The organism is Streptomyces sp. AA4 (genome assembly GCF_000158875.1).
Taxonomy (GTDB): Bacteria; Actinomycetota; Actinomycetes; order Mycobacteriales; family Pseudonocardiaceae; genus Amycolatopsis.
The window spans coordinates 8,058,988-8,081,723 of sequence record NZ_GG657746.1 but is presented as its reverse complement, the minus strand read 5'-3'; the positions used below and the strand labels follow the sequence as shown (position 1 = coordinate 8,081,723).

The following is a 22,736-nucleotide window of genomic DNA, read 5'->3' as shown; positions in this document are numbered from 1 at the left end:
GCGCCTCGCCTGGATGCCGGACGGGCCATCAAGCCTGACGCTGGCCGTGGAGGGCCTCTCGAGGTGTGGCTGGTTCGACTTGAGGCGCGCTCCGCGCCAAGGAGCGGCTGCCGGGCCGGAGGCGGTTCGCACGGCGGTCGCGGGGAGGTCCGAGTCGCCCGGCTGGCGTGGCGAGTTTTCGGGCGTTGGCGCGTTGGGTACTTGGCAGCGTGGCAGCGTCGGACTTGCCCGGCGATGCTTCGGCGAGCACCGGTGGAGCCTGACATGCCTGACGACCCGACTGACGCCATGGGGTTTGACGGCCGTCGTCCAGATGACCGTGGATCGGCAGGTGCGAGCGCGCCTGGCGAGGCTCGCGGGCCGTCGGAGAGCGGTGGATCGGCGGACCCCTGCGGGCAGGCCAGCGGTGACGGACCGACCGACGCCGGAGCGCCCGGAGATGGGGCGACCCGCGGCGGGCTGGCGCGCGGCGGCGAATCGACCGAAGGTGCATCGGCTGGAGGCGGGCCGGCGCGTGGCGGTGGAACGGCGCCATCCGGTGGGCGGGCGCAGGAAGGCAAACTTGCGGAGGCCCCCGGACCGTCGCGAACTGCCGGGTCGCCACCACCTAGCGGGTCGGTACGAGCCAGCGGCCCAGGGCAGGTTCCTGGATCGCCGGGGTCTAGCGGGTCGGCGCAGGGCAGCGGACCTGTACTTGCCCCCGGACCGGCGGAGGTCAGCAGGTCGGCCGAGACCGGCGAGTCGGCCACCGGCAGCGGGTCGGGCGAGAGCAGCGAGTCGGCCAGCGGCAGCGCGTCGCCCGGGGTTGGCGAATCTGTGCAGGGCAGTGGTCCAGCGCAGGTCGACGGGTCGGTGGACGTTGGCGACGACGTCGAGCACACCGGCGAGACGCGGAACCAGATGCTGCAGCGGAACGTCGGCGAGCTGTTGCAGGAGTTGCGGGTCGCGCAGGCGGGCGTCCAGATCCTCTTCGGGTTCCTGCTGTCGGTGGTCTTCACGGGCCGGTTCCACGACGCCAGCGGGTTCGAGAAGACGCTGCATCTGCTCGCGGTGCTGCTGACCGTCGCGGCGACGGCCTTGTTGATCGCGCCCGCGGCGTGGCACCGGATGCTGTTCCGGACTGGGCGGCGGGAGCAGATCCTGCGGGTCGGCAACCGGGTCGTGCTCGTTGGCTTTGGGTGTCTTGCCGCGGCGATCACGGTGACTGTCGCGCTGATCGCGAAGGTCTCCTTCGGCCCGGTCGCGATGGGGCTCGTCGGCGGGATGGCCGTGTTGCTGTTCGGGCTGCTCTGGTTTGCGGTGCCGGGCATGCTCGTCGGCGACCAAAGGCGCCGCGACGGTCACTGAGCGGCGTCGGTCCGACTGCTGTTTGTCCTGCGCAGGACAGAAATGTCGGTGTTCATCGAGCCGTCGGCAATTGTTGCCGTAGCGGTCGGGACCGGCCCGTAGCTTCCAGCTCGTGACTGACTCTTCACGGCGGAACTTCCTGCGCGGTGCCGGAATTCTCGGTGCCGGGGCGGCTGTGTCCGCGCTTCCTGGTCTGAACGGGATCGCCGCGGCCGATCCCGGTGTCGCTCGGCGGCCGGACGGTGACAGCCCGCGGTTCACGATCGCGGTCATGCCGGACACCCAGTACCTGTTCGACGAGGACCGGGGCGACTCGACGCCGGTGGACGCCTCGTTGTCGTACCTGCTGCGGCACGCACAGGACGACAACGTTGTCTTCCTCGCGCACCTCGGCGACCTCACTCAGAACGGGCAAGCCCGGGAGTTCGCTGGCATCAGCCGGTCGTTCCAGGTGCTCGACCGGTTCCGGTTCCCGTACAGCACGCTCGCGGGCAACCACGACATCGACGGTTCCACCGACGACCAGCGCGGCCGGACGCCGTACCTCGACGCGTTCGGGCCGCAGCGGCAGCGAAACTCGCCGACGTTCCGCGGCTCGTCGAAGGACGGCTACAACACCTACCACGTGTTCCGGGCCGCCGGTCGGGAGTGGCTGGTGCTCGCGATGGACTGGCGTCCCTCAGCGGGCGGGTTCGCGTGGGCGAAGCAGGTTCTCGCGCAGCACCCGAAGATGCCCGCCATCCTGACGATCCACGAGCTGGTCAACTCCGACGAGCAGGGCAAGGCGTTCCTGTCGGACTTCGGGCAGAAGGTCTGGGACGAGTTCGTCAACGAAAGCGACCAGATCTTCCTGACGCTCAACGGTCACTACTGGCCGCCGAGCCGTCTGGTGAAGCGCAACGCCGCCGGCCACGACGTGCACCTGCACCTCACCAACTACCAGGACCGCTACTACGGCGGCAGCGGCATGATCCGGCTGTACCAGTTCGACGTCGCCCGCGGCGTGATCGACGTGCGCACCTTCTCGCCGTGGCTCGACGGCAAGCGCGACCTCACCGAACTCGAGCGCATCGAGGCCGAGCGCAGCACCGACGTCGACTACTTCAGCCTCGACATCGACTTCGACCAGCGGTTCGCCAGTTTCGCGCCCGTGCCGGTGCCGCCGGCTCGCCCGGTGAAGCCGCAGCTCGTGCCGGGCACCGTCGCGTACTGGCGGTTCGAGGGCGGTCGCGCGGGGGCTCCGGTGCCGGACGACGCGGTGATCAAGGATCTCTCCGGCCGCGGCAACGACCTGCGTCGCGCGACCGTGCCGGGCAGCGGGCCCGGTGCGTTGACTTACTCGGCGGATTTCTCGCCCCGCCAACCGTCACGGGCGAGTCTTCGGTTCGACGGCGCGCGCAACCCTGGTCGCGGCGCGTATCTCCAGACCGTCGACAGCGCACCGATGAACAACCTGACCTTCCAGCGCGGCTACACCGTCGAAGCGTTCATCCGCCTGCCCGAGGACTTCCGCGACGGCACCCACGGCTGGTGCGGCATCTTCGCGCGCCTCGGCAACGGCGGCGCGGCCGGGAAATCCGGCGACGACCCCAACGAATCGGCCGCGACGTTCAGCGTCTCGGACGGCGCCGAGCTGCAGTGGGCGGTATTCCCGTTGAACCAGAACGGAATCTCGACCAACTGGGGTCACGAACTGCCGCTGGCGAAGTGGTGGCACGTCGCGGTTGTCAACGACGGATGGCGCAGCACCCTGTACGTCGACGGCTGCCCGCTGTTGCGCAACCCCAAGACCCCGGCGATCGGCCTGGCCAATCCGGGCGGCAGCTGGCTGGTCGGCGCGTCGTCGTACCGGGGCAAGGTGGAACGGAGCTTCTACGGCGAGATCGGCGAAGCGCGCGTCGTCGACCGGGCGCTGGCTCCGCGGGAATTCCTGCTGGGCGGATAAGCGATGCCGATTGGGCTCGGCGATTGCGGAACGCCGGGCGCGCGGGCCGGGGATTGGATCCGGACTTGGCAGCTGAGGCCGACCCGAATCCGCGGCTCGCTATTCCGAGTGCGCGGTGGGCAAATTCGACTGGTGCGGCCGTTCGGAGGCATTAGCGAAACTGATGGCTTCGTCCGGTCGGTCTAATCGGGGGCGGGAGGTAATAGTCATCTTGAAGTAGCATCAGGGGGCGGGAATTCTTTCCAGGGTGAGTGCTGGCCTCGTTTTTGCTGAGGTCAGCACTGTGCCGGTGAGCGGGACTGGGCTTGTTGCGCGGAAGGCGTGCCCGGCGAGCGTTCCCGTGCCGGGGACTGGGGCAGGGAACGTCGGGGCCGGTCCGTCGCCGGGCAGCGTCGTTGCTGGAGCCGACGGGTGGGTTGGTGTCGTGTGCTGGGTCAGCGTCGTTGCTGGTGCCAGCGGTGGGGCTGCTTCCGTGTGCTGGGTCGGCATTGTTGCCGGAGCCAGCGGTCGGGCCGTGGTCTGGGCCAGCGTCGTTGCTGGCTGGTGCCGGGTGCCGCCAGCGTCGTTGCTGGGACGGGGTTAGCCCGCGCTGGCCAGCGTCGTTGCTGGACCAGCCGTGGGGCTGGGTGCGGTGCCTGGGCGGGTGGTTGAGCCCGCTGTCGGAACGGGTGGTTGGGTCGGACCTCGCCGGGCCGACATTGGCACCGGAATTCCGGAGCCGTCACCAGCGCTGATGCTAGAAACGGGACTTCGGAGCCGGTGCTCGACGTCCTGGCTGATCGCGTCTGGGCAAGCCTGACCTCGGTCGATCGGGTGCCAGCCGCCCGGGGTCGTGCCGCGGGGCCGGGTTGGTCCAGTCCAGGAGCGCCGTTGGCGACGGCGGCCCGGGAGCCGTGTCCGCGGAACCAGGTGGTCTAGACCGCGGACCAGTCGATCCTGCCGGGAGGCAGTTCGATCCGGTCCAGCTAGCCAGGCCGATGCAGCCTGGTGCCGATCCGGTCCAGCCGACTGAGCTAAGCCGACGCAGCCGGGTGCCGACCCGGTCCAGCCAACGAACCAAGCCGACACAGCTGGGTGCCGACCCGGTCCAGCCCGCCGAGCTAGGCCGACACAGCCGGGTGCCGACAGATCCAGCTCACCGAGCTAGGCCGAGGCAGCCGGGTGCCAGATCCAGCTCAACGAGCCAGGCTGACGCAGCCGGGTTCCGACTCAGTCCAGCTCAACGAGCCACGCCGACGTACACGCCGACGCAATCGACCCGATCCGGCTCGACGGGCCGCGCCGGTGTCGACCCGGTTCAGCCCGCTCAACCAGTCCGGCGCAGCCGATCGATCCGGCCGCGCTGGTCTGGGGACCGTGCCGAGGACCCGCGGGCATCGCCCGAGGGGCCAGTCGGGGGCTCCAGCGCATGAACCTGGACCTAAAGCCCAGCTCAACTGCCCAGCCAAGCAGTCAGTCCGTCCGCGCCGCGCCGGAAGCCCGGCCAGCACCTCAGACCGAGAACCCCACCGAGAACTCAGTCTGAGCACGCCAGCCCACGAACCCAGCCCGTGCACCTAACCCGCGCACCCGGCCCGCGAATTCCGCGAGACCCGGCCCGCGAGCCCAGGCCGCGAATCCAATCCGCGCACCCGGCTCACGAACCCGCGAGACCCGGCCCATGAACCCCGCGAGACCTAGCCCGCGAAGCCGATCCGCGCACCGAGCCCGCGAATCCTGCGAGACCCAGCCCGCGAGCGCAATCCGCGCGCCCAGCTCACGAACCCCACGAGACCCAGCCTGCGAGCCCCGCGAACCCCGCGAGAGTCAGCCTGCGAGCCCCGCGAACCCCGCGAGACCCAGCACGCGATCCCGATCCGCACACCCAGCCCACGAACCCCGTGAGACCCAGCCCGCGAACCCCGATCCGCGGAAACCCGGCCGCGAAACCAGCCAGGAATCCGTGGTTCAGGCGGTGAGCCGTCCCCACGAATAGTCCTGTTTCGCGAGCTTCAGGTACACGAACAGCTCCGTCGAGACCACGCCCGCGATCGGCCGTACCTCGTCGCCTAGTACGGACAGCAGGTGGTCGTCGTCGCGGCAGAGCAGTTCCGCTAGCAGGTCGAAGCGGCCTGAGCAGAGTGCTACCTGGTGCACGTCGGCGACCTTGGCCAGTTGCTGGGCCACTTCGCGGGCGTCTCCGTCCACCGTGATGCCGACCATCGCCCTTCGGGTCAGGTCGACGTGTTCCGGCGAGGTCACGGCGACTATCTGCACCATTTCCTCCCGCAGCAGCCGTTGTACTCGCTGCCGCACCGCGCCCTCCGAAAGACCCACCGCCTTGGCCAGCGCGGTGAACGACGCCCTGCCGTCTTCCTGTAACAGCGTGATGAGCGTCCGGTCCGTCCCGTCTAGCGCTCTCGGAGCACGCGGTTCCTCGATTTTCGTACGGTTTTCGTCACCCATGCCGTCCCTCCCTGTGTTTCGGCATGTGATTTGTCAGACGCGCAGCGTATCGGCAGGAGCCGGAGAGCAGGAGACCCTTTCCCGTTTTCTTCTCCAGATGGCGGACATGTGCGCTCCCGCACGCCCCCGTTCTGGCTCGGGCAAACAGCGGGTACGGTCGCGAACCGCCGATCTCTAGGAGGAATATTCCAATGACCGAAGCCGTCGCCGCACCTGTGGTGCCGGCCAAGGGGCTCCGTTCGAACGCGCTCGGCATGGTGTCTTCGACGGTGATCGGGATGTCCTCGACCGCCCCGGCCTATTCGATCGCCGCGACGCTCGGGTTCATCGTGCTCGCCGGGACCGGGTTCAAGGCGGCCGCGTTCGTGCTGCTGTCGTTCGTGCCGGTGCTGTTCGTCGCCTTTGCCTTCCGGGAACTGAACGCGGCCGAACCCGATTGCGGCACCAACTTCACCTGGGCCACCCGCGCGTTCGGCAGCCGGGTCGGGTGGATGACCGGCTGGGTGGTCCTGGTGGAGCAACTGCTGGTGATGAGCAGTCAGTCCGCGCTGACCGGCCGGTACACGCTGCTGCTGTTTGGTCTAGACGACCTCGCCGGCAACCGCGCGGTGACGACCGCGATCGGAGGCGCGTGGCTGCTCGCGCTCTGCTGGCTTTGCTACCGCGGCATCGAGGTGTCCGCGCGGGCGCAGTGGATCCTCCTCGGCATCGAACTCGCCGTCCTGGTGATCTTTTCCGTCGTAGCGCTCACGCGCGTCTACCGAGGCACTGCGGGCCCGCAAGCGAGCCTGCCGCGGTGGGACTGGCTGTGGCCGAGCGGAGTGAGCGTCGGGACGGCGGTGTCGGCGGTGCTGCTCGCGGTCTTCATCTACTGGGGCTGGGAGAGTTCGCTTTCGGTGAACGAGGAATCGGCCGATCCGCGGCACGCGCCGGGCCGCGCGGCGATCCTGTCCACCGTGCTGCTGGTGCTCAACTACCTGCTGGTGACCGTCGCGGCGCTGGCGTTCGCGGGCGTCGGCGAGCACGGGATCGGGCTGGCCAACGAGGCGAACGCCGAGGACGTGCTCGCCGGGCTGGGCGGCGCGGTGTTCGGGACGTCCGGGTTCGGCAAGGTCATGGGGGTGCTGCTGATCGTGTCGGTGCTGACCAGCGGCGCGGCGACGAGCCAGGCGACGATCATGCCCGCCGCGCGGACGACGTTGTCGATGGCCAGCCACGGCGCGCTGCCCAAGGTGTTCGCCCGCGTGCATCCGAAGTACCAGACGCCGTCGGTGACCACGTGGGCGTTCGGGCTGGTGTCGCTGGCCTTGTACGTGCTGCTGGCGTTGTGGAGCCGGAACGTGCTCGCGGATTCGGTCGACGCGGTCGGGCTTACGATCGCGATCGAGTTCACGATGACGGCACTTGCGTGCGTGTGGGTGTTTCGCCGGACGCTGTTGTCGAGCGTGCGTAACTTCTTGCTTCGCGGCCTACTGCCATTTGTGGGCGGCGTGTTCTTCCTGGCGGTACTGGTGCTTGCGGCGATCGCGTACGCGAAGCCTGACGCTGGAGAGACCACTGTGTTCGGTATTGGCGGCGTTGCGGTGATTGGGGTCGTGGCGATCCTCGTGGGTTTCCCGTTGATGTTCGCCGTGCAACGCGCGTGCCGAGACTTCTTCGCCGGGCGACGTCTGACGCGCGGCGCCGTTGCCCGCGACGGTCAGACCATCGAAAGCTAGCAGCGGCGAAGCAGGTCTTCTTCGGTTTCGCGGCGTACGAGGAGCGTCGCGTGTCCGTCGCGGACGCCGACCAGCGGTGGGCGTCCGACGAGGTTGTAGTTCGACGCCAGCGAGTGGTGGTACGCGCCGGTGCACGGTACGGCCAACAGGTCGCCGACGTGGATGTCGTCGGGCAGACAGACATCCGCCAGTACGTCGCCGGACTCGCAGTGTCGTCCGACCACTGTCATCGGCGTACGCGCGGCCTTCGTGCGACGGCCGACGAGACGCGCGGTGTAGCGCGCGCCGTACAGTGCGGGGCGCGGGTTGTCGCTCATACCGCCGTCGACAGCGACGAAGGTGCGCGCGCCGCGTTTCACTGCGCACACGCGGTAAACGGTGATCCCGGCCGGTCCGACGATCGCGCGGCCGGGCTCGATGGTCAGTCGGGGCAAGGGGAAGTCGCGTGACGAGCATTCGTAGCCCAGCGCGACGCGGAGACGTCGTGCGTACCCGTCGAGGTCGAAGGATGCTTCGCGGTCGGCGTACGGCACCGCGTGGCCGCCGCCGAGATCCAGTTCGCGCAACGTGATTCCGTATTGGTCGCGGATGCGGACGAGTACTTCGACCATCCGCCGCGCGGCTTCCTCGTAACGGTCCACACGGGACACTTGCGAGCCGATGTGGCAGTGCAGTCCGGTCAGTTGCAGGCTTGGCTGCGAAAGTACTGCTGCGACAGCGCGGTCGACGTTGTCGCGTACGTCGGCGCGTAGCGAGAAGCCGAACTTCTGTCCTTCGGTGCCGGTTGTGATCGCAGCGTGCGTGTCGCCGCTGACGCCGGGCGTGACGCGAATGAGGACGCGTTGTGCGCCGTGTGCGAGCGCGCCGAGTTGTTCGACTTCGTCGAGAGAGTCGAGGACGATGCGGCCGACGCCGTACTGCAGCGCGGCTTTCAGATCTTCAGGTGTCTTCGCGTTGCCGTGCAACAGAATGCGCTCCGCGGGAAAACCGACAGCGCGCGCGACGGCGATCTCTCCTGCGGAGCACGTGTCGAGGGACAGTCCTTCTTCGGCGACCCAACGCAACACTGCTCGCGTACAGAGCGCCTTGCTTGCGAAGGCGACGTCGGCTTCCGGCAGCGCACGGCGGTACGCGCGGGCCGTTTCGCGCACCTGTTCCTCGTCGAGGAGGTAGGCGGGCGTACCGAAGCGCGCGGCCAGGTGGCTGACCGGCGCGCCGGCGAAGAGCAACTCGCCGCCTTCGCCGAGCTTCGTGCCTTGCGGCCAGAGTCCCGGCTCTAGGTGGTCGGCGGCCTCGCAGCCGAGACTCGGGAGCAGCTCGCTGAGCGTCACGGTTACCTCCGGTCGATGTCGATCGCGGCGAACACCGCCAGCACACGGCGCCGACCCCGGACCGGAACGTCCCGGAAACGGGCCCCTGACGGTCCGGGCGGTCGTGCTGACGCGTTCTTAACGCGCGAGTAACTTCCGCCACGCCCCGGTTGAGCTGGGCTTTGCTGAGTTTTCGGGCGACTCGCCGTCTTATCGGACATGGTTGAACAGATGACCGACTTCGCGAGCGAGACCGAGCCGTACCGGCACGAGCTGCGGGTGCACTGCTACCGGATGCTGGGCTCGTTCGACGAGGCGGAAGACCTGGTCCAGGAGACGCTGCTGCGCGCGTGGCGCAGCCGTTCGACGTATGCGGGCCGCGCCAGCCTGCGGGCGTGGCTGTACCGGATCGCGACCAACGCGTGTCTCGACCACCTCGAAGCGCATCCGCGCGAGCTGCCGACGCTCGATCTGCCGGTTGCGCACGACTCCGACCTCGCGCCGCGCCCCGATGTCGCCGTGCCGTGGTTGCAGCCTGCGCCCGACAGCGCGCTTCAACCGGACGCTGTCGTCGTCGCGCTCGAGACGGTGGAGTTGGCGTTCCTCGCCGCCATTCAGCATCTTTCGCCGCGACAGCGTGCTGCGTTGGTGCTTCGCGACGTACTCGGCTGGTCTGCGCGCGAAGCGGCTTCAGTGCTCGGTACGACGCCTGCGTCGGTGAACAGCAATGTGTTGCGCGCGCGGGCCGAACTGCAGGAGCACTTGCCTACACGACGTACGGAGTGGGCGTCGGCGTCCGCGAGCGACGAGGAACGCGCTGTCGTTGCGAAGTACGTGAAGGCGCTCGTAGAGCACGACGAAGCGGCCTTCGCTGAGCTGTTGCGCGAAGACGTGCGTTGCAGTCACGCTCCCGGCGCTGGCGGGCACATGGGACCGGAACCGACTTGGTATGCGGGGCGAGCCGCAGTGCTCGAAGCCTGGGCACCGGCGTTGCAAGGGGGCAACGCTGTCGAGTTCCGCGTGGTCGAGACGCGCGCGAACGGTCTGCCCGCCCTCGCGACGTACGCGCGCACAGTCGGAGAGTTCCGGCCTTTCGGTCTGGTGACGCTGCGGCTGGACGGCAGTCGGGTCGCGGAGGTGACCACCTTCGGCCCGGAGGTATTCCCAGCCTTCGACCTGCCGCCAGCGCTCGCCTGACTCGTTACGAAAGCCCCCACGCGGACAGGATTCCGAACAGCTGGTCCCGTTCGGCCGCAGTCAGCAGCCTGCTCGGCGGCCGAACGTCGGGGCGGCACAGGCCGAGCTGCGAGAGCGCGTCCTTGACCACGCTGACGTTATTCGCGTTGCTGTGGGCGGCGCGCATCTCCTCGAACGGGCGGATGCGGTCCCAGATCTCCATTGCTCCGGCGAAGTCGTGGTTGCGCAGGCGGCGGAACAGGTCGAGCGAGATCTGCGGGGCGACGTTCACCAGCCCGGAGGTGAAGCCCGTCGCGCCGACCGCGAAGTACCCAGGGGCGGACAGTTCGGCGAGACCGGCGATCCACACGAAGCGCTCGTACCCTGCGTCGCGCGCGACGGTGCGGAAGCGCACTGGGTCGGGCACCGCGTACTTCACGCCGAGCACGTTCGGTGCGGCGTCGGCGAGCTGTGCCAGGTCTGCCCCCTCGATGGCGGGGTTGCGCACGTACAGCACAACCCCGAGTTCGGGCACTTCGTTCGCGATAGCGCGGTGATAGTCGATCCAACCCGCGCGCGATACGTACGGATGCACGGGCTGGTGGATCATCACCATGTCCGCTCCGGAAGCGCGCGCGTGCTTCGCGGCCTTCACCGCTGTACGCACGTCATGGCCGACGCCTGCGAGGACGCTCGCCTCCCGCGCCGCCTTCGTGGTGAGTTCGAGACACTGTCGCGTTTCTTGCTCTTCGAGCGCGTAGAACTCGCCGGTGTTGCCGTTCGGCGTGACGACCTCGACGCCGCTCAGCACGAGCCGTTCGACGAGCCGCTCGTACGTCTCGGCGTCCACGTCCCCGGCCGCGGTGAAGGGGGTCACCGGGATCGCCACCACGCCGGCGAGCCGCTGTCGCTGTTTCTCGAACGCCACGAGCAGATCCGATCTGATATATGATGTCTCGACAAAGCGAAGAGTAACACGAGGCGAGCCAGGACAATCGTCCTGACCTTTGGGTTCAGCGTCCTGGAAATCCGTCGAAGAGCGGCCCGACCTGGCGAGAACCTGGGTACGGTGGGCAGATGCCCGACGCGTTGTTCGCCCATCCCCGCCTCGCGCCGATCTACGACACGTTCGACGGCGACCGGGTCGACCTGCCCGCGTATCTCCGGATCGCAGACGAGCTGGCGGCTCGCCGGGTGCTGGACGTCGGCTGCGGCACCGGCTGCCTGGCGGTCTTGCTCGCCGAAACCGGACGCACCGTCATCGGGGTCGATCCGGCGGAAGCGTCGCTCGACATCGCGCGGGCAAAGGACCGCCGCGTCGATTGGCGGCACGGAGACGCGACCACCCTGCCCCCGCTGGACGCGGATCTCGCGGTGATGACCGGGAACGTCGCGCAGGTCTTCCTGACCGACGACGACTGGGCGGCGACCCTCCGCGGAATCCGGACGGCGCTGCGGCCCGGCGGGTATCTGGTGTTCGAGACCCGGCGGCCGGATTACCGCGCGTGGGAGACCTGGGACGTGCCGCCGCACACCCGCGAGGTGCCCGGGATCGGGGCGGTGGAGCAACGAGTCGAGGTCACCGAAGTCCGGCTGCCGCTCGTCTCATTCCGCACCACATACCGGTTCCTGGCCGACGGGACCGTTATCGCCTCGGACTCGACCCTCCGATTCCGCAGTCAGGACGAGGTCGAGACGAGCCTGCGCGCGGAGGGCTACCGGGTCCTGGACGTCCGGCAGGCCCCCGACCGGCCGGACCGCGAGTTCGTCTTCCTCGCCCAAGCCGAGTGAACCGGCACGCCCCCGGCGAAGAGGGCGTGCCGAATCCTCAGCGCAGGGCGTCCAACGCGAACGCCGTGTACATGGCGACCCCGGCGGCCATCGCCGGTTCGTGGAACTTCACCCGGTTCGAGTGGTTGTCCTCGGTCGTCGCCGGATCCGCTCCCGGCTCGCGCGCGCCGATGAACGCGAACGTGCCCGGAACCCGTTGCAGCACATACGAGAAGTCCTCCGCGCCCATGATCGGCGTGGTCAGCTCCTCGACGTGGTCCGGCCCCAGCACCTCCGCACCCAGCGACAACACCTCAGCCGCCACCTGCGGGTCGTTGACCGTCGTCGGGTAGCCCGGGTCCACCCCAGCCGACACGCGGCAGCCATGGGCCGCTCCGACCGCCTCGCACACCTTCGGCAGTTCCTCGCGGACGAAGGACCGCGTCGTCTCCGAGAGGGTGCGAATGGTCCCCTCGAGCACCGCCGTCTCGGGGATGATGTTCGTCGTCGTTCCGGCCACGATGCGGGTCACCGAGACCACCGCCGGGTCGAAGACGCTGATCCGGCGCGTGACCATCGTCTGCAGCGCGCCGACCATCGCCGCCGCGGCGGGAACGGGGTCGATGGCGTCGTGCGGGGCGGAACCGTGGCCGCCGCGGCCGGTGACCTCGACGCTGAACGTGTCGGCCGACGCCATCATCGGCCCGCCGCGCACCTGCAGCACGCCGCTTGGACTGTTGGCGATCGTGTGCAGGCCGAAGGCACGCGTGACGCGCGTGCCGGCCGCGTCCAGCACTCCCTCGTGGATCATGTGCCGCGCGCCGTGCAGGCCCTCCTCGCCCGGCTGGAACATGAACACCACCGAACCCGCCAGCTCGTCGACGCGCTCCGACAGCAGCCGGGCGGCCGACGCGAGCATCGCGACGTGCGTGTCGTGTCCGCAGGCGTGCATCGTGCCGTCGATCTCGGACGAGAACTCCAGGCCGGTGTCCTCGGTCAGCGGCAGCGCGTCCATGTCGGCCCGCAGCAGGATGGCCGGGCCTGGCCGGGCACCGCGCAGCACGCCGGTGAGCGACGTCGTGGAGCGGCCGTCGGTCAGTTCGATCGGCAGGTCGGCCAGCGCGGCGCGGATCGCCGCCTGGGTGCGCGGCAGCTGCAAGCCCTGTTCAGGGTGCCGGTGCACGGCGCGGCGGAGCTCGACAGTGCGGTCCTGCAGCTGCCGCGCGGCGTCGAGCAGCCCGGGGTGGCGATTGCCGGGCAGGGTGGGGAGGTCGGTGGGTCCGGTCATGGCTCGATAGTGGCACCTCGCACGCTTCGGGCGCACCGTGCGTGCGTTCGCCAGCGAGGCGGAATACGGTGTGCGCATGGCGGTGCAAGAGCCGGTCACGGGCTTCGCGATAGCTGTGGTCCGTGAAGACGGTCGGTGGCGGTGCAGTGCGCTCGATTCCTCGGCGCTCACAGAACTGGATGCGGCGATCACCGAGCTGGGCAAGCTCCGGTCGACCGGGGCGGCGTTCGGCCTGCTGGCCGTCGACGACGAGTTCTTCGTGATCGTCCGGCCGAGCCCGAGGGGACCGTCGCTGCTGCTGTCTGACGCCGCCGCGGCGCTCGACTACGACATCGCGGCCGACGTCCTCGACGTCCTGCGCGTCGACCCCCCGGACGAGGACGACGACGCGGTCTGGCCCGAGGGCGACCTCGAAATCCTGGCCGACCTCGGCCTGCCCGGCGGCGAACTGGAGGTGATCGTCGGCGAGGTCGACCTCTACCCGGACGAACAGCTCCAGATGATCGCCCAGCGGTGCGGCTTCGAGGCCGAGTTCTCGAAACTGCTGGACCAGCTCTGAGACGGCCGGACGACACCGAGGCCGTGCGGGCCGCGCTCGACGCGGCCCGCGCCCCCGGTGCCGACGTGCCCATCGGCGCGGTCGTCTTCGACCCCGACGGGCGCCCGCTGGCCGCGGCCCGCAACGCGCGCGTCGAACTGGCCGACCCCACGGCGCACGCGGAGATCCTCGCCCTGCGCGCGGCGGCCCGCGAGTTCGGCGACGGCTGGCGGCTGGAGGGCTGCACCCTCGCGGTCACGCTGGAACCCTGCACGATGTGCGCCGGCGCGCTCGTGCTCGCCCGCGTCGCGCGGCTGGTGTTCGGAGCCTGGGAGCCCAAGACGGGCGCGGTGTCGTCGCTGTGGGACGTCGTGCGCGACCGCCGCCTCAACCACCGGCCGGAAGTCCACGGCGGTGTGCTCGAAAGCGACTGCGCGGCCCTGCTCGAGGCGTACTTCGCGGACCGCCGGCTAGGGGCCGAGTAACCCCCGCCGAACCCCGCGGAAGGGGTCCGGTATTGTTCTCGGCGGTGGCGTGTCCGAGCGGCCGAAGGAGCACGACTCGAAATCGTGTGACGGTTAATCCCGTCCGTGGGTTCAAATCCCACCGCCACCGCGTGCGAGTGGGCGAGCCATGCCGACGGAAAGCGTCGGCCTGGCTCGCCCGCCGTGTTTCTGGGGGTGCAACCCCCAGGCCCCGCCCGGAGGGGCTTCGCCCCCCGGACCCCCCGTCGTGGTGCTCGCCTTGGGTGGGCGGGTTCGGCCACCGGAGGGCTTCGCCCCCGGGCCCCTGTCGTGGTGCTCGCTTTGGGTGGGTGGGTGCGGCTAGCGAGTAATGGCCGTCAAGTGGGGTGTTTTCGCAGTAGCGTGGGGAGCATGAGCGGAGAGCTTCCGGCTGTTGGCAAGACTGCGGTGGGGGTCGCCGGGCTGCGGGCGTTGGAGAGCGGGCGGCCGGATCGGCTGTTCGAGGATCCGTACGCGGGGGCGTTTTTCCACGCCGGGCGCGCGATCTTCGAGGGCCGGGAGAATCACCGCGAGCTGGGGATGGTGTTCGCGCAGCAGGTCGCGATCCGCACCCGGTTCTTTGACGACTTCGTCGCTGGTGGCACGCAGACGGTGCTTCTCGCGGCCGGGCTCGACGCGCGGGCGTTCCGGCTCGACTGGCCCGACGGGGCGCGCGTGTTCGAGGTCGACCTGCCGGACGTGCTCGCGTTCAAGGAAACCGTGCTGGCCGAACAAGGGGCGCGCGCCCGGTGTGAGCGGACGGTGGTCCCGGTGGACCTGCGGGACGACTGGGTCACTGCCTTGCGCGACAAGGGATTCGACCCGGGCAAGCCGACGGTGTGGCTTGCCGAGGGGCTGCTGGTCTACCTCAGCCGTGACGAGGCGGAGCGGCTGCTCACGGCCGTCACCGAGGTGTCCGCACCGGGCAGTCGGATTTCGTTCGAGCATCGGCCGGACGGCGATCGCGACGGATTGCTGGAGCGGGCGCGCAAATACGGCGGCGAGGTCACGGCGCTCTGGCGCGGCGGGCTCGCGGGCGACGCTCCGGAGTGGCTCGCCGAGCACGGCTGGCGGCCGGAAACCGTTACGGTGGCGGAACTTTCCGTCCGGTACGGGCGTGAACCGCTGGAGCACACTCGCGGCGGATTCGTGCTCGCGACCCGTTAATTCTCTTCCTGCAACACGGGTGTGCCGAACGCGTCGAGGAAAGTCGTTGCCTCTCCTATGGTTGCGACGCCGCGCTCGACCGCTTCCGCGATGGTCGCGCACGCTTCGCGCACCGCTGGCTCCGCGGATCGGTCACCCGCCAAGAGCGCGACGGCCGCCGGCGACACTCCTTCGGCGATCAGCATGACCCGCGCCGCGGTCTGATCTGCCAGCCGGTCAAGCAAATCCGCCAGATCCAGGCCGACCGACGCGGTGCGGGCAGCGGCTTCGGCAGCCTGCCGGTAATGCGCGTCCAGTTCGTCGGCGCAGCCCCGGAATCGCGCGGCCGGTTCGCCGCCCCACTTGCGTTCCGCGCTGTGCGCCCCGCGTTCGAACTCCAGCCGCGCCATCACCAAAACGTCGCGTCCGCTGGAAAGCGTGCGCGCCGATTCGCGGATCGTCTGCGGGGAACAGTCGATCTGGCGCAGTGCGGCGACCGGGTCCGGTGCGCCGATCGCGGCGGCCGCGGCGCTCAATGAGGCAAGCCCGGCGGCCGCGTTGTCCAGCGCCGGGTGGAGGAACGGCATCAACTCAGCAGCGCCGTCGCGATCGTCGGGCGGTGGTGGTGGCCGCGGGCGGCCATCCGCAGCTGGCCGGCGAGGTCGGACGTCGCGTCGCCGAGAATGCGCGCGTCGACGTCCCGCGCGGCGAGCGCGGCCTCCCACCGGGCGGCGATTTCCCGCGCCGGCGCGGAAATGCCCCACGGCGTCGATTCGAGACGGGCTTCGGCGAACCGGCCCGCCGCTCGGTCCGCGTCGGCAGCCGCTCGATCGAGCGCGTCCGCGGCGGCGTTGAGCCGCTCGCTCATCGAACCTGCCATCGGGACCTCCGCTTCCGGGAGAGCGCGAACCGCGGCCCGCCACCCTCTGAGGAGATCTAACCCCATCGAGGCGGCCCGGGTCACTCGGCCGGGCGTGCGACGATTCCACATCGTGGGGATCCTTGACCAGCCGCTCCGCGCCCCGCCAGAATTGGAGTCATGCCAGAGAACCGGGTAGTGCCGCAAGCCGGCCGTGCCCCGGCGCGGTCGGACGGCGAGGGTGTAGCCGCCCTCCTGAGGCGTCGCGGTCGTCTCGGCTCCCCTCCCGCGTAGGCGATTTCCCGCTCACCAAGCCGAATTCGCCTATTCTTCCGGGAGTACCCCCATGTCTGTAGACCTGCCTGCCCGCCTGCGCTCGTCCGTCACCCCGGACGACGGGATCCTCGAAGGACCGCGCGTGCTGCGCCGCCTTCCGGACGGCGGCGAAGAACGTCCCTACGAGCTTTTCGCCCTGCGCCCGCTCGGAAGGGTGATCGGCGCGGAAATCTCCGGAGTGGACCTCGGCGCGCCGGTTTCGCCGCGGCTGCGGGCCGAGCTGAACCGCGCGCTGCTGGAGTGGAAGGTGCTCTTCTTCCGCGACCAGCACATCACGTCGCAGCAGCAGCGCGCGTTCGCCGCCAACTGGGGCGAGCTGGAGACCAACCCGTTCATCCCGCGGGGCGATTCCGACGAGGTCGTGCGGTTCACCCGCACCGCCGGGATGCCCGGGTACGAAAACATCTGGCACACCGACGTCACCTGGCGGCCGAACCCGGCGCTCGGTTCGGTGCTGCGGCTCGTCGAGGTCCCGCCGATCGGCGGCGACACGATGTGGGCCGACATGGCCGCCGCCTACGACAACCTGCCCGCCGACGTCCGCGAGCGGATCGACGGCCTCACCGCGGTGCACGATTTCGTCCCCGGTTTCGACCGGTTCACCGACCCGGACCTGCTGGCCCAGTGGCAGGACGCGTACCCGCCGGTCGAGCACCCGGTGGTGCGGACCCATCCGGAGACCGGACGGCGGACGTTGTTCGTCAACCAGGCGTTCACCACGCACATCGTCGGCCTCGACCGCGGCGAAAGCGACCGGCTGCTGCGGTATTTGTTCCTGCAGGCGCACACGCCGGAGTTCCAGGTGCGCTTCCGCTGGGAGCCGGATTCGGTGGCGTTCTGGGACAACCGCGCGACCCAGCACTACGCGGTCAACGACTACCACCCGCACGTCCGGATCGCCGAACGCGTCGCGATCGTCGGGGACCGGCCGTACTGATCAGCGGGGTACCCCGGTGAGGACGGTGTCGACGAGTCGTTCGAGATAGACGTCGTCGGCGGAGTTCGCCCGGATCAAGGTGTGGAACCAGAGGTTCCCGCCGAGCAGATCCATGATCATTTCCGCATCCGCGGGATCGGCGAGTTCGCCTCGGTCGTGGGCGCGGTCGAAAACGGCCTGCTCACGGCCGAGGCGGTCGGCGAAAAAGCGTCCGGCGGCCTCGGCGGTGGCGGCCCGGTCCGGCAGCGCGGAGACGACGGCCGTGATGACGCGCCGGTTCGCCGGATCGGTCAGCAGCCGGTGGATCTGCCTCGCCAGTTCGAGGAGATCGCCGCGCAGCGACCCGGTGTCGGGGATCTCGAAGGTCAGCTCCGGGGCCTGGACGAGGGCGTCGGCGAGGACCTCGTCCTTGGTCGCCCACGTGCGGTAGATCGTCGTTTTGTGCACCCCGGCTCGCGCGGCGACCGCTTCGACGGTCAAGGCGTCGTAACCGCGTTCGGCCAGCAGCGCGAGGGTCGCGGAGAAGATGGCGTCCGCCTTGCGCGGACGGGAGGCGGTCCGGTCCATGGCTCGATCCTAACCACGTTTGCAACGGTGCGTTGCATTTGGTAGACCGGTGATATGCAACGCACCGTTGCAAACTGGGCGAAGGGGGAGACATGAGCGACGTGCTGCCGGTGGTTTTCGTGCACGGCATCCGGCTGTCCGGAGCGTGCTGGCAACAGCAGAAACGCCTGGCACGGGGTCGAATCGCGACGCCGGACCTGCCGGGACACGGGACGCGGCGCGGGGAACGGTTCACTCTCGACGGTGCGGTCGACGCGGTCGCCGACGCTATCGACGAGGTCGGCGGCCGCGCGGTTCTGGTCGGGCATTCCCTCGGCGGCTATGTCTCGATCGCGACCGCGGCCCGCCATCCGGAGCGGGTCGTATCCCTGGTGGGAGCTGGCTGTTCGCTCGTGCCCAGTCCGATATTGCGCGGCGGGTTCCGGTTCGCGAGCCGCGGGCTGGCGGCAGCTGCGGACGACGGCGCGTGGCTGCTCCGCCGGGTTCTTCCCGCCGAGGTGGCGGAACCGACGATCGCCGCGGGAATCGCTTCCGAGGTCATCCCCGACGTGCTGGCGGCTGGGATGGATCCGCTCGCCGACCTCGCGCGGTACCCGGGGCGGGTACTGCTGCTGAACGGCCGCCACGACCACTTCCGCCTTGGCGAGCGCCGGTTTTTGGCTGCCTGTCAGGACGGAGCGCTGCAGATCGTGCCGGGAGCTGGCCACTACCTGCCGCTCACCCACGGCGAGATCTGCGCGCGAGCGGCGGCGCTGGTCAGCGGTTAATGCTCACGAGTGGCGAGGCAGGCCGCCTTCCTCCCCCTCCCGCGCTCCCCCGCGCGGTCAAGGCGGCGCCTCGCCACTCGCGAGGCTTCCCCGGGGCAAATCCGTGGAGCCGCGGTCGCGGGAGAAGCGGAAAAAGTCCCGCGCCCGCGGCTGTTTTCCTCCGGCGGTGGCACCCGCGCACTCGACGACGGTCAACCCCCACGTGACCGTGTCGCCTCCCCCGCGAGGTGCTACCCGTGAGCGCCGGGGCGGCCCGAAAGTGGTCTGGGCCACAGTTTCCGTGCTCATCGGTAAGGTACTCCCGCCCGGTACCCGCCGACCCCGGGCTTGAGCTGCATTTAAGGCAGATGCGCCGTCCGGGTGAAGGCGGGACCGGCGGTCTAGCCGCGAAGTCCTTCGACGGTCGCGAAGCCATCACTGACCGTCACGGTCGTGCCGCGCCGCGCGGACAACTCCACGAAGCGCCGCAGTGCTTCGTCGGCGTCGGCTCCCGTCAACGGTACGCATTCGTTGTCTTCGTCGCGGCGGATCGGCACTAATTCGACCCGCATCTGCTCGCCGACGACGCAGCCGGCGAGCAGGCCGTCGCGGTGCCGGTCGCGCATGGCCGGCCAGTCGAAGACGAGGTTTCCCAGGCTGTAGAGGATCGGGCGGCCGCGGTACACCTCGACCGGCTGCACGGTGTGCGGTCCGTGCCCGACGACCAGGTCGGCCCCGGCGTCGACGATCGCGTGCGCGTAGGTCACCTGGTACTCGGCCAGTTCTTCGCCAGGGAGGCCCCAATGCATCGACACCACGACGTGGTCGGCCTCGGCGCGGGCGCGGCGGATGTCGGCGAGCAGCAGCTCCAGGTCGCGGCGGACCGGCGTGGTGTGCACGATCGGCGGGCGGCCGGGGACGTCCAGGACGCGCGGATCCGGTTGGTACGACGTGTAAGCGCCCGCTACGGCGACGCCCGGCGAGTCCTCCGTCGCCTCCTGCCCGACGGGCCAGCACAGCGACGTGTAGGCGAGGAACGCGATCCGGCCGCCGGGCCGTTCGAGGATCGCCGGCGCGTGCGCTTCGGCGAGGTTCGCGCCCGCGCCGCAATGCGCGATTCCGGCGCGGTCCAGGACGGCGAGGCTCGCCATCGCCGCGGCCGGCGGGTAGGTGACGTTGTTGGCCACCGACACGACGTCGATCTCGGCGGCGGTCAGCGCGGCGACCATCTCCGGCGGGGAATGCCGCCAGTTCGGCTTGTGCGGGATGTCCGTGCCGGTCGAGCCGGACAGCGGTCCCTCGAGATTCACGAACCGCACGTCGGCGCCGGTGAGCAGCGAGCTCAGCGGCTGGAACGCCGTTTCCGGGTTCGCGCGGCCCTGCAGGTTGACGTCTCCGCCGAGTACGAGCGTGATCATTGCGTCAACCCGTCCAAAGGAGGAAATCCCTCCAGCTCGTTACGAATCGTTGCCCTTTCGTCTTCCTCTGCTTCGCTTGTTCGGGGGACGATGCCTCGACCGTTGTCATGCAGAGGGGACTCAGGGTGACCATATCCCGTCGTCCCGCCGGGGGCCGCAGCGCCGGTGGGACAAGACTGACCAGAGGCGCGGTTGCCGTCTCCGCCGCTGCTCTCGCGCTCGGCGGACTGGCCGTGCCCGCTGCCGCGGCGCCGAGCGCGGACGCCCTGATCGCCGAGGTCTACGGCGGCGGCGGCAATTCCGGCGCCACGCTCACCAACGACTTCATCGAACTGGCCAACCACGGCGGCGCGCCGGTCGCGCTCGACGGGTACAGCGTCCAGTACCTGCCCGGTTCGGCGAGCGCGTCGAGCAAGTGGCAGGTCACGCCGCTCACCGGGTCCGTCGCGCCGAAGGGCCGCTACCTCGTCGCGGAGGGGAAGGGGAACGGCGGCACGGTCGCGCTGCCGACGCCCGACGCGACCGGCGGCATCGCGATGTCCGCGACCGCGGGCACCGTCGCGCTCGTGTCCGACAGCGCGCCGCTGACCTGCAAGACCGCCGCTGACTGCCTGGCCGACAGCCGCGTCAAGGACCTCGTCGGCTTCGGCGATGCCGTTGTCCGCGAAGGAAATCCGGCCGCCGCGCCGTCCAACACGACCTCGGTCGCGCGGGCGGCGACGCTCGCCGACACCGACGACAACAGCGCGGACTTCACCGTCGGCGACCCGACGCCCACCAACACCAAGGGCGAGACCACCGGCACGCAGCCGGGCGAACCGGGTGTTCCGGCGAAGATCCACGACATCCAGGGCACGACGCGGATCTCGCCGTTCAAGGACAAGCAGGTCGAGGACGTCACCGGCATCGTCACCGCGGTGCGGAGCTTCGGTTCGGCGCGCGGGTTCTGGATCACCGACCCGCATCCGGACAGCGACCCGCGCACCAGCGAGGGCCTGTTCGTCTTCACCGGCTCGACGACGCCGGCGGTCGCGGTCGGCGACGCGATCACCGCGCGGGGCAAGGTCAAGGAGTACTACCCGGACGCGCCCGCGACGTCGAACTACCAGTCGCTGACCGAGCTGACCAGTGCACAGTGGACGGTCGACTCGGCGGGCAACCCGCTGCCCGCCCCGACCGTGCTGACCCCGGACCAGGTGCCGGATGTGCTGGCTCCCAACGCGGGCGGCAACATCGAGTCGTTGCCGCTCGAGCCGTCGAAGTACGCGCTGGACTTCTGGGAAGCGCACGAAAGCGAGATCGTCCAGATCTCGGACGCGCGCGTGGTCGGGCCGAGCAACAAGTACGGCGAGCTTTACGTGACCACGAAACCGCAGCAGAACCCGACCCCGCGCGGCGGCACGGTTTACCTCGGCTACGACAAGATCAACACTGGCGTGCTGAAGGTGCAGTCGATCATTCCGGCCGCGCAGCAGGCGGCTCCGAAGGTCAACACCGGCGACGTGCTCACCGGCGTCACCTCCGGCCCGGTGGAGTACAGCAACTACGGCGGCTACACGCTGCTCGCGTCGAAGCTGGGTGCGGCCAAGGACAACAAGCTGCAGAGGGAAACGACGCGCAAACAGCGTCCGGGCGAGCTTTCGGTGGCGACGTACAACGTCGAGAACCTCGCACCGTCCGATTCGGACACCAAGTACGCGCAGCTCGCGCACGGCATCGTCGACAACCTCGCGACGCCGGACATCGTTACCCTGGAAGAAATTCAGGACAACAGCGGCGCGACCGACGACGGCACGGTCGATGCCGACGCGACGCTGAAGAAGTTCACCGACACGATCGTTGCCGCGGGCGGACCGCAGTACCAGTGGCGGCAGATCAACCCGGTGAACGACGAGGACGGCGGACAGCCGGGCGGCAACATCCGCGTCGGCTTCCTGTTCAACCCGGCGCGGGTGTCCTTTGTGGATCGACCGGGCGGCAGCCCGACCTCTTCGGTGGGCGTGGTTTCCGACCACGGCAAGGCGCATCTGACGCAGTCGCCGGGCCGGGTCGACCCGGGCAACGAGGCGTGGGAGGACAGCCGCAAGCCGTTGGCGGGCGAGTTCGTGTTCCGCGGCCGCACGGTTTTCGTGCTGGCCAACCACTTCAACTCGAAGGGCGGCGACCAGCCGACGCACGGCCGCTACCAGCCGCCGACGCGCAGCTCCGAGGTGCAGCGACAGAAGCAGGCGACTGTGCTGCAGGGTTTTGTGGCGCAGCTGCTCGGGGCGGACCCGCGGGCGAACGTCGTGGTGGCCGGTGACTTGAACGACTACCAGTTCTCGCCGGCGTTGGCGAAGCTGACCTCGGGTGGGTTGTTGAAGGACCTGATTTCGACGCTGCCTCCGGCTGAGCGGTACAGCTACGTGTACGAGGGGCAATCGCAGGTGCTGGACCACATTCTGGCGTCGGGTGCTCCGCGCGGGGTGGATTACGACGTCGTGCATGTGAATGCCGAGTTCGCTGACCAGGCCAGCGATCACGACCCGCAGGTGGTGCGCTTCCGTCCTTCGGCGGGGAATCCGTTCGCGGACTTCGCGAACGACGTGCTCGACCAGCTGGACCGCTTGCTGCACCGAACGGCGTAGCTAGTTGTTCGTGAAGGACTCCTTGAGGGAATCAGATTCCCTCAAGGAGTCCTTCACGGA

19 protein-coding genes and 1 tRNA gene are annotated in these 22,736 nt (G+C 69.6%); 12 read left to right on the top strand and 8 right to left on the bottom strand.

The window, feature by feature from the left end; all coding sequences use genetic code 11:
- The first annotated feature begins 852 nt into the window (after nucleotides 1-852).
- Complete coding sequence (locus tag SSMG_RS36900) at nucleotides 853-1,347, top strand: DUF6328 family protein (RefSeq protein ID WP_009084677.1); 495 nt, start codon at nucleotides 853-855, stop codon at nucleotides 1,345-1,347.
- A 112-nt stretch (nucleotides 1,348-1,459) separates the two neighbouring features.
- Nucleotides 1,460-3,292: a LamG-like jellyroll fold domain-containing protein gene (locus SSMG_RS36895; RefSeq protein ID WP_009084675.1), complete on the top strand. Its 1,833-nt coding sequence runs from the start codon at nucleotides 1,460-1,462 to the stop codon at nucleotides 3,290-3,292.
- A 1,947-nt stretch (nucleotides 3,293-5,239) separates the two neighbouring features.
- Here the strand turns inward: SSMG_RS36895 and SSMG_RS36890 are convergent.
- On the bottom strand, nucleotides 5,240-5,737 hold the full coding sequence (locus SSMG_RS36890) for an Lrp/AsnC family transcriptional regulator (RefSeq protein WP_009084674.1): 498 nt from the start codon (nucleotides 5,735-5,737) through the stop codon (nucleotides 5,240-5,242).
- A 191-nt stretch (nucleotides 5,738-5,928) separates the two neighbouring features.
- On the opposite strand from SSMG_RS36890, the gene SSMG_RS36885 reads away from it, so the two are divergent.
- Nucleotides 5,929-7,455 (top strand): APC family permease, encoded by a 1,527-nt coding sequence (locus SSMG_RS36885; RefSeq protein ID WP_037716099.1) that lies wholly within the window; start codon nucleotides 5,929-5,931, stop codon nucleotides 7,453-7,455.
- Here SSMG_RS36885 and lysA read toward each other — a convergent pair.
- Entirely contained in the window at nucleotides 7,452-8,786 is a 1,335-nt protein-coding gene (gene lysA / locus SSMG_RS36880) for a diaminopimelate decarboxylase (protein ID WP_009084670.1), read from the bottom strand. The two genes, SSMG_RS36885 and lysA, sit on opposite strands and share 4 nt — an antisense overlap.
- 210 nt (nucleotides 8,787-8,996) lie before the next feature.
- Between lysA and SSMG_RS36875 the strand changes: the two genes are divergently transcribed.
- Nucleotides 8,997-9,962: an RNA polymerase subunit sigma-70 gene (locus SSMG_RS36875; RefSeq protein ID WP_100267180.1), complete on the top strand. Its 966-nt coding sequence runs from the start codon at nucleotides 8,997-8,999 to the stop codon at nucleotides 9,960-9,962.
- A 4-nt stretch (nucleotides 9,963-9,966) separates the two neighbouring features.
- Here SSMG_RS36875 and SSMG_RS36870 read toward each other — a convergent pair whose 3' ends face one another.
- The gene (locus SSMG_RS36870) at nucleotides 9,967-10,875 is read right to left on the bottom strand and encodes a dihydrodipicolinate synthase family protein (RefSeq protein WP_009084667.1); all 909 of its coding nucleotides are present in this window, start codon (nucleotides 10,873-10,875) and stop codon (nucleotides 9,967-9,969) included.
- A gap of 143 nt (nucleotides 10,876-11,018) precedes the next feature.
- On the opposite strand from SSMG_RS36870, the gene SSMG_RS36865 reads away from it, so the two are divergent.
- Nucleotides 11,019-11,732, top strand: coding sequence for a class I SAM-dependent methyltransferase (locus SSMG_RS36865; RefSeq protein ID WP_009084665.1), 714 nt, complete (start codon nucleotides 11,019-11,021; stop codon nucleotides 11,730-11,732).
- A gap of 37 nt (nucleotides 11,733-11,769) precedes the next feature.
- Here SSMG_RS36865 and SSMG_RS36860 read toward each other — a convergent pair whose 3' ends face one another.
- Nucleotides 11,770-12,999, bottom strand: a complete 1,230-nt coding sequence (locus tag SSMG_RS36860) for a M20 family metallopeptidase (RefSeq protein WP_037716094.1) — start codon at nucleotides 12,997-12,999, stop codon at nucleotides 11,770-11,772.
- Between the two features lie 76 nt (nucleotides 13,000-13,075).
- Here SSMG_RS36860 and SSMG_RS36855 point away from each other — a divergent pair, with 76 nt between their 5' ends.
- The 4 genes from SSMG_RS36855 (at nucleotide 13,076) to SSMG_RS36840 (ending at nucleotide 15,207) form a co-directional block, all read left to right on the top strand.
- Nucleotides 13,076-13,558, top strand: a complete 483-nt coding sequence (locus SSMG_RS36855; protein ID WP_037354362.1) for a tRNA adenosine deaminase-associated protein — start codon at nucleotides 13,076-13,078, stop codon at nucleotides 13,556-13,558.
- Between the two features lie 23 nt (nucleotides 13,559-13,581).
- Nucleotides 13,582-14,022 (top strand): nucleoside deaminase, encoded by a 441-nt coding sequence (locus tag SSMG_RS36850; protein WP_037716091.1) that lies wholly within the window; start codon nucleotides 13,582-13,584, stop codon nucleotides 14,020-14,022.
- 43 nt (nucleotides 14,023-14,065) lie between these two features.
- Nucleotides 14,066-14,152, top strand: a tRNA-Ser gene (locus SSMG_RS36845).
- 260 nt (nucleotides 14,153-14,412) lie between these two features.
- Nucleotides 14,413-15,207 (top strand): SAM-dependent methyltransferase, encoded by a 795-nt coding sequence (locus tag SSMG_RS36840; protein WP_078561024.1) that lies wholly within the window; start codon nucleotides 14,413-14,415, stop codon nucleotides 15,205-15,207.
- On the opposite strand, the gene SSMG_RS36835 is transcribed toward SSMG_RS36840, so the two are convergent.
- Nucleotides 15,204-15,773: a hypothetical protein gene (locus SSMG_RS36835; RefSeq protein WP_009084656.1), complete on the bottom strand. Its 570-nt coding sequence runs from the start codon at nucleotides 15,771-15,773 to the stop codon at nucleotides 15,204-15,206. The two genes, SSMG_RS36840 and SSMG_RS36835, sit on opposite strands and share 4 nt — an antisense overlap.
- Entirely contained in the window at nucleotides 15,773-16,066 is a 294-nt protein-coding gene (locus SSMG_RS36830; protein WP_037716087.1) for a hypothetical protein, read from the bottom strand. Before SSMG_RS36830 ends, SSMG_RS36835 begins: the two co-directional genes overlap by 1 nt.
- A gap of 325 nt (nucleotides 16,067-16,391) precedes the next feature.
- On the opposite strand from SSMG_RS36830, the gene SSMG_RS36825 reads away from it, so the two are divergent.
- Nucleotides 16,392-17,318, top strand: a complete 927-nt coding sequence (locus SSMG_RS36825) for a TauD/TfdA family dioxygenase (RefSeq protein ID WP_009084653.1) — start codon at nucleotides 16,392-16,394, stop codon at nucleotides 17,316-17,318.
- On the opposite strand, the gene SSMG_RS36820 is transcribed toward SSMG_RS36825, so the two are convergent.
- Nucleotides 17,319-17,885, bottom strand: coding sequence for a TetR/AcrR family transcriptional regulator (locus SSMG_RS36820; RefSeq protein WP_009084651.1), 567 nt, complete (start codon nucleotides 17,883-17,885; stop codon nucleotides 17,319-17,321).
- Nucleotides 17,886-17,977: 92 nt separating this feature from the next.
- Between SSMG_RS36820 and SSMG_RS36815 the strand changes: the two genes are divergently transcribed.
- On the top strand, nucleotides 17,978-18,652 hold the full coding sequence (locus SSMG_RS36815) for an alpha/beta fold hydrolase (RefSeq protein WP_009084649.1): 675 nt from the start codon (nucleotides 17,978-17,980) through the stop codon (nucleotides 18,650-18,652).
- 380 nt (nucleotides 18,653-19,032) lie between these two features.
- On the opposite strand, the gene SSMG_RS36810 is transcribed toward SSMG_RS36815, so the two are convergent.
- The gene (locus SSMG_RS36810) at nucleotides 19,033-20,049 is read right to left on the bottom strand and encodes a CapA family protein (protein ID WP_009084646.1); all 1,017 of its coding nucleotides are present in this window, start codon (nucleotides 20,047-20,049) and stop codon (nucleotides 19,033-19,035) included.
- A gap of 107 nt (nucleotides 20,050-20,156) precedes the next feature.
- Here SSMG_RS36810 and SSMG_RS36805 point away from each other — a divergent pair, with 107 nt between their 5' ends.
- Entirely contained in the window at nucleotides 20,157-22,676 is a 2,520-nt protein-coding gene (locus SSMG_RS36805; protein WP_107487939.1) for an endonuclease/exonuclease/phosphatase family protein, read from the top strand.
- Nucleotides 22,677-22,736: the final 60 nt, after the last annotated feature.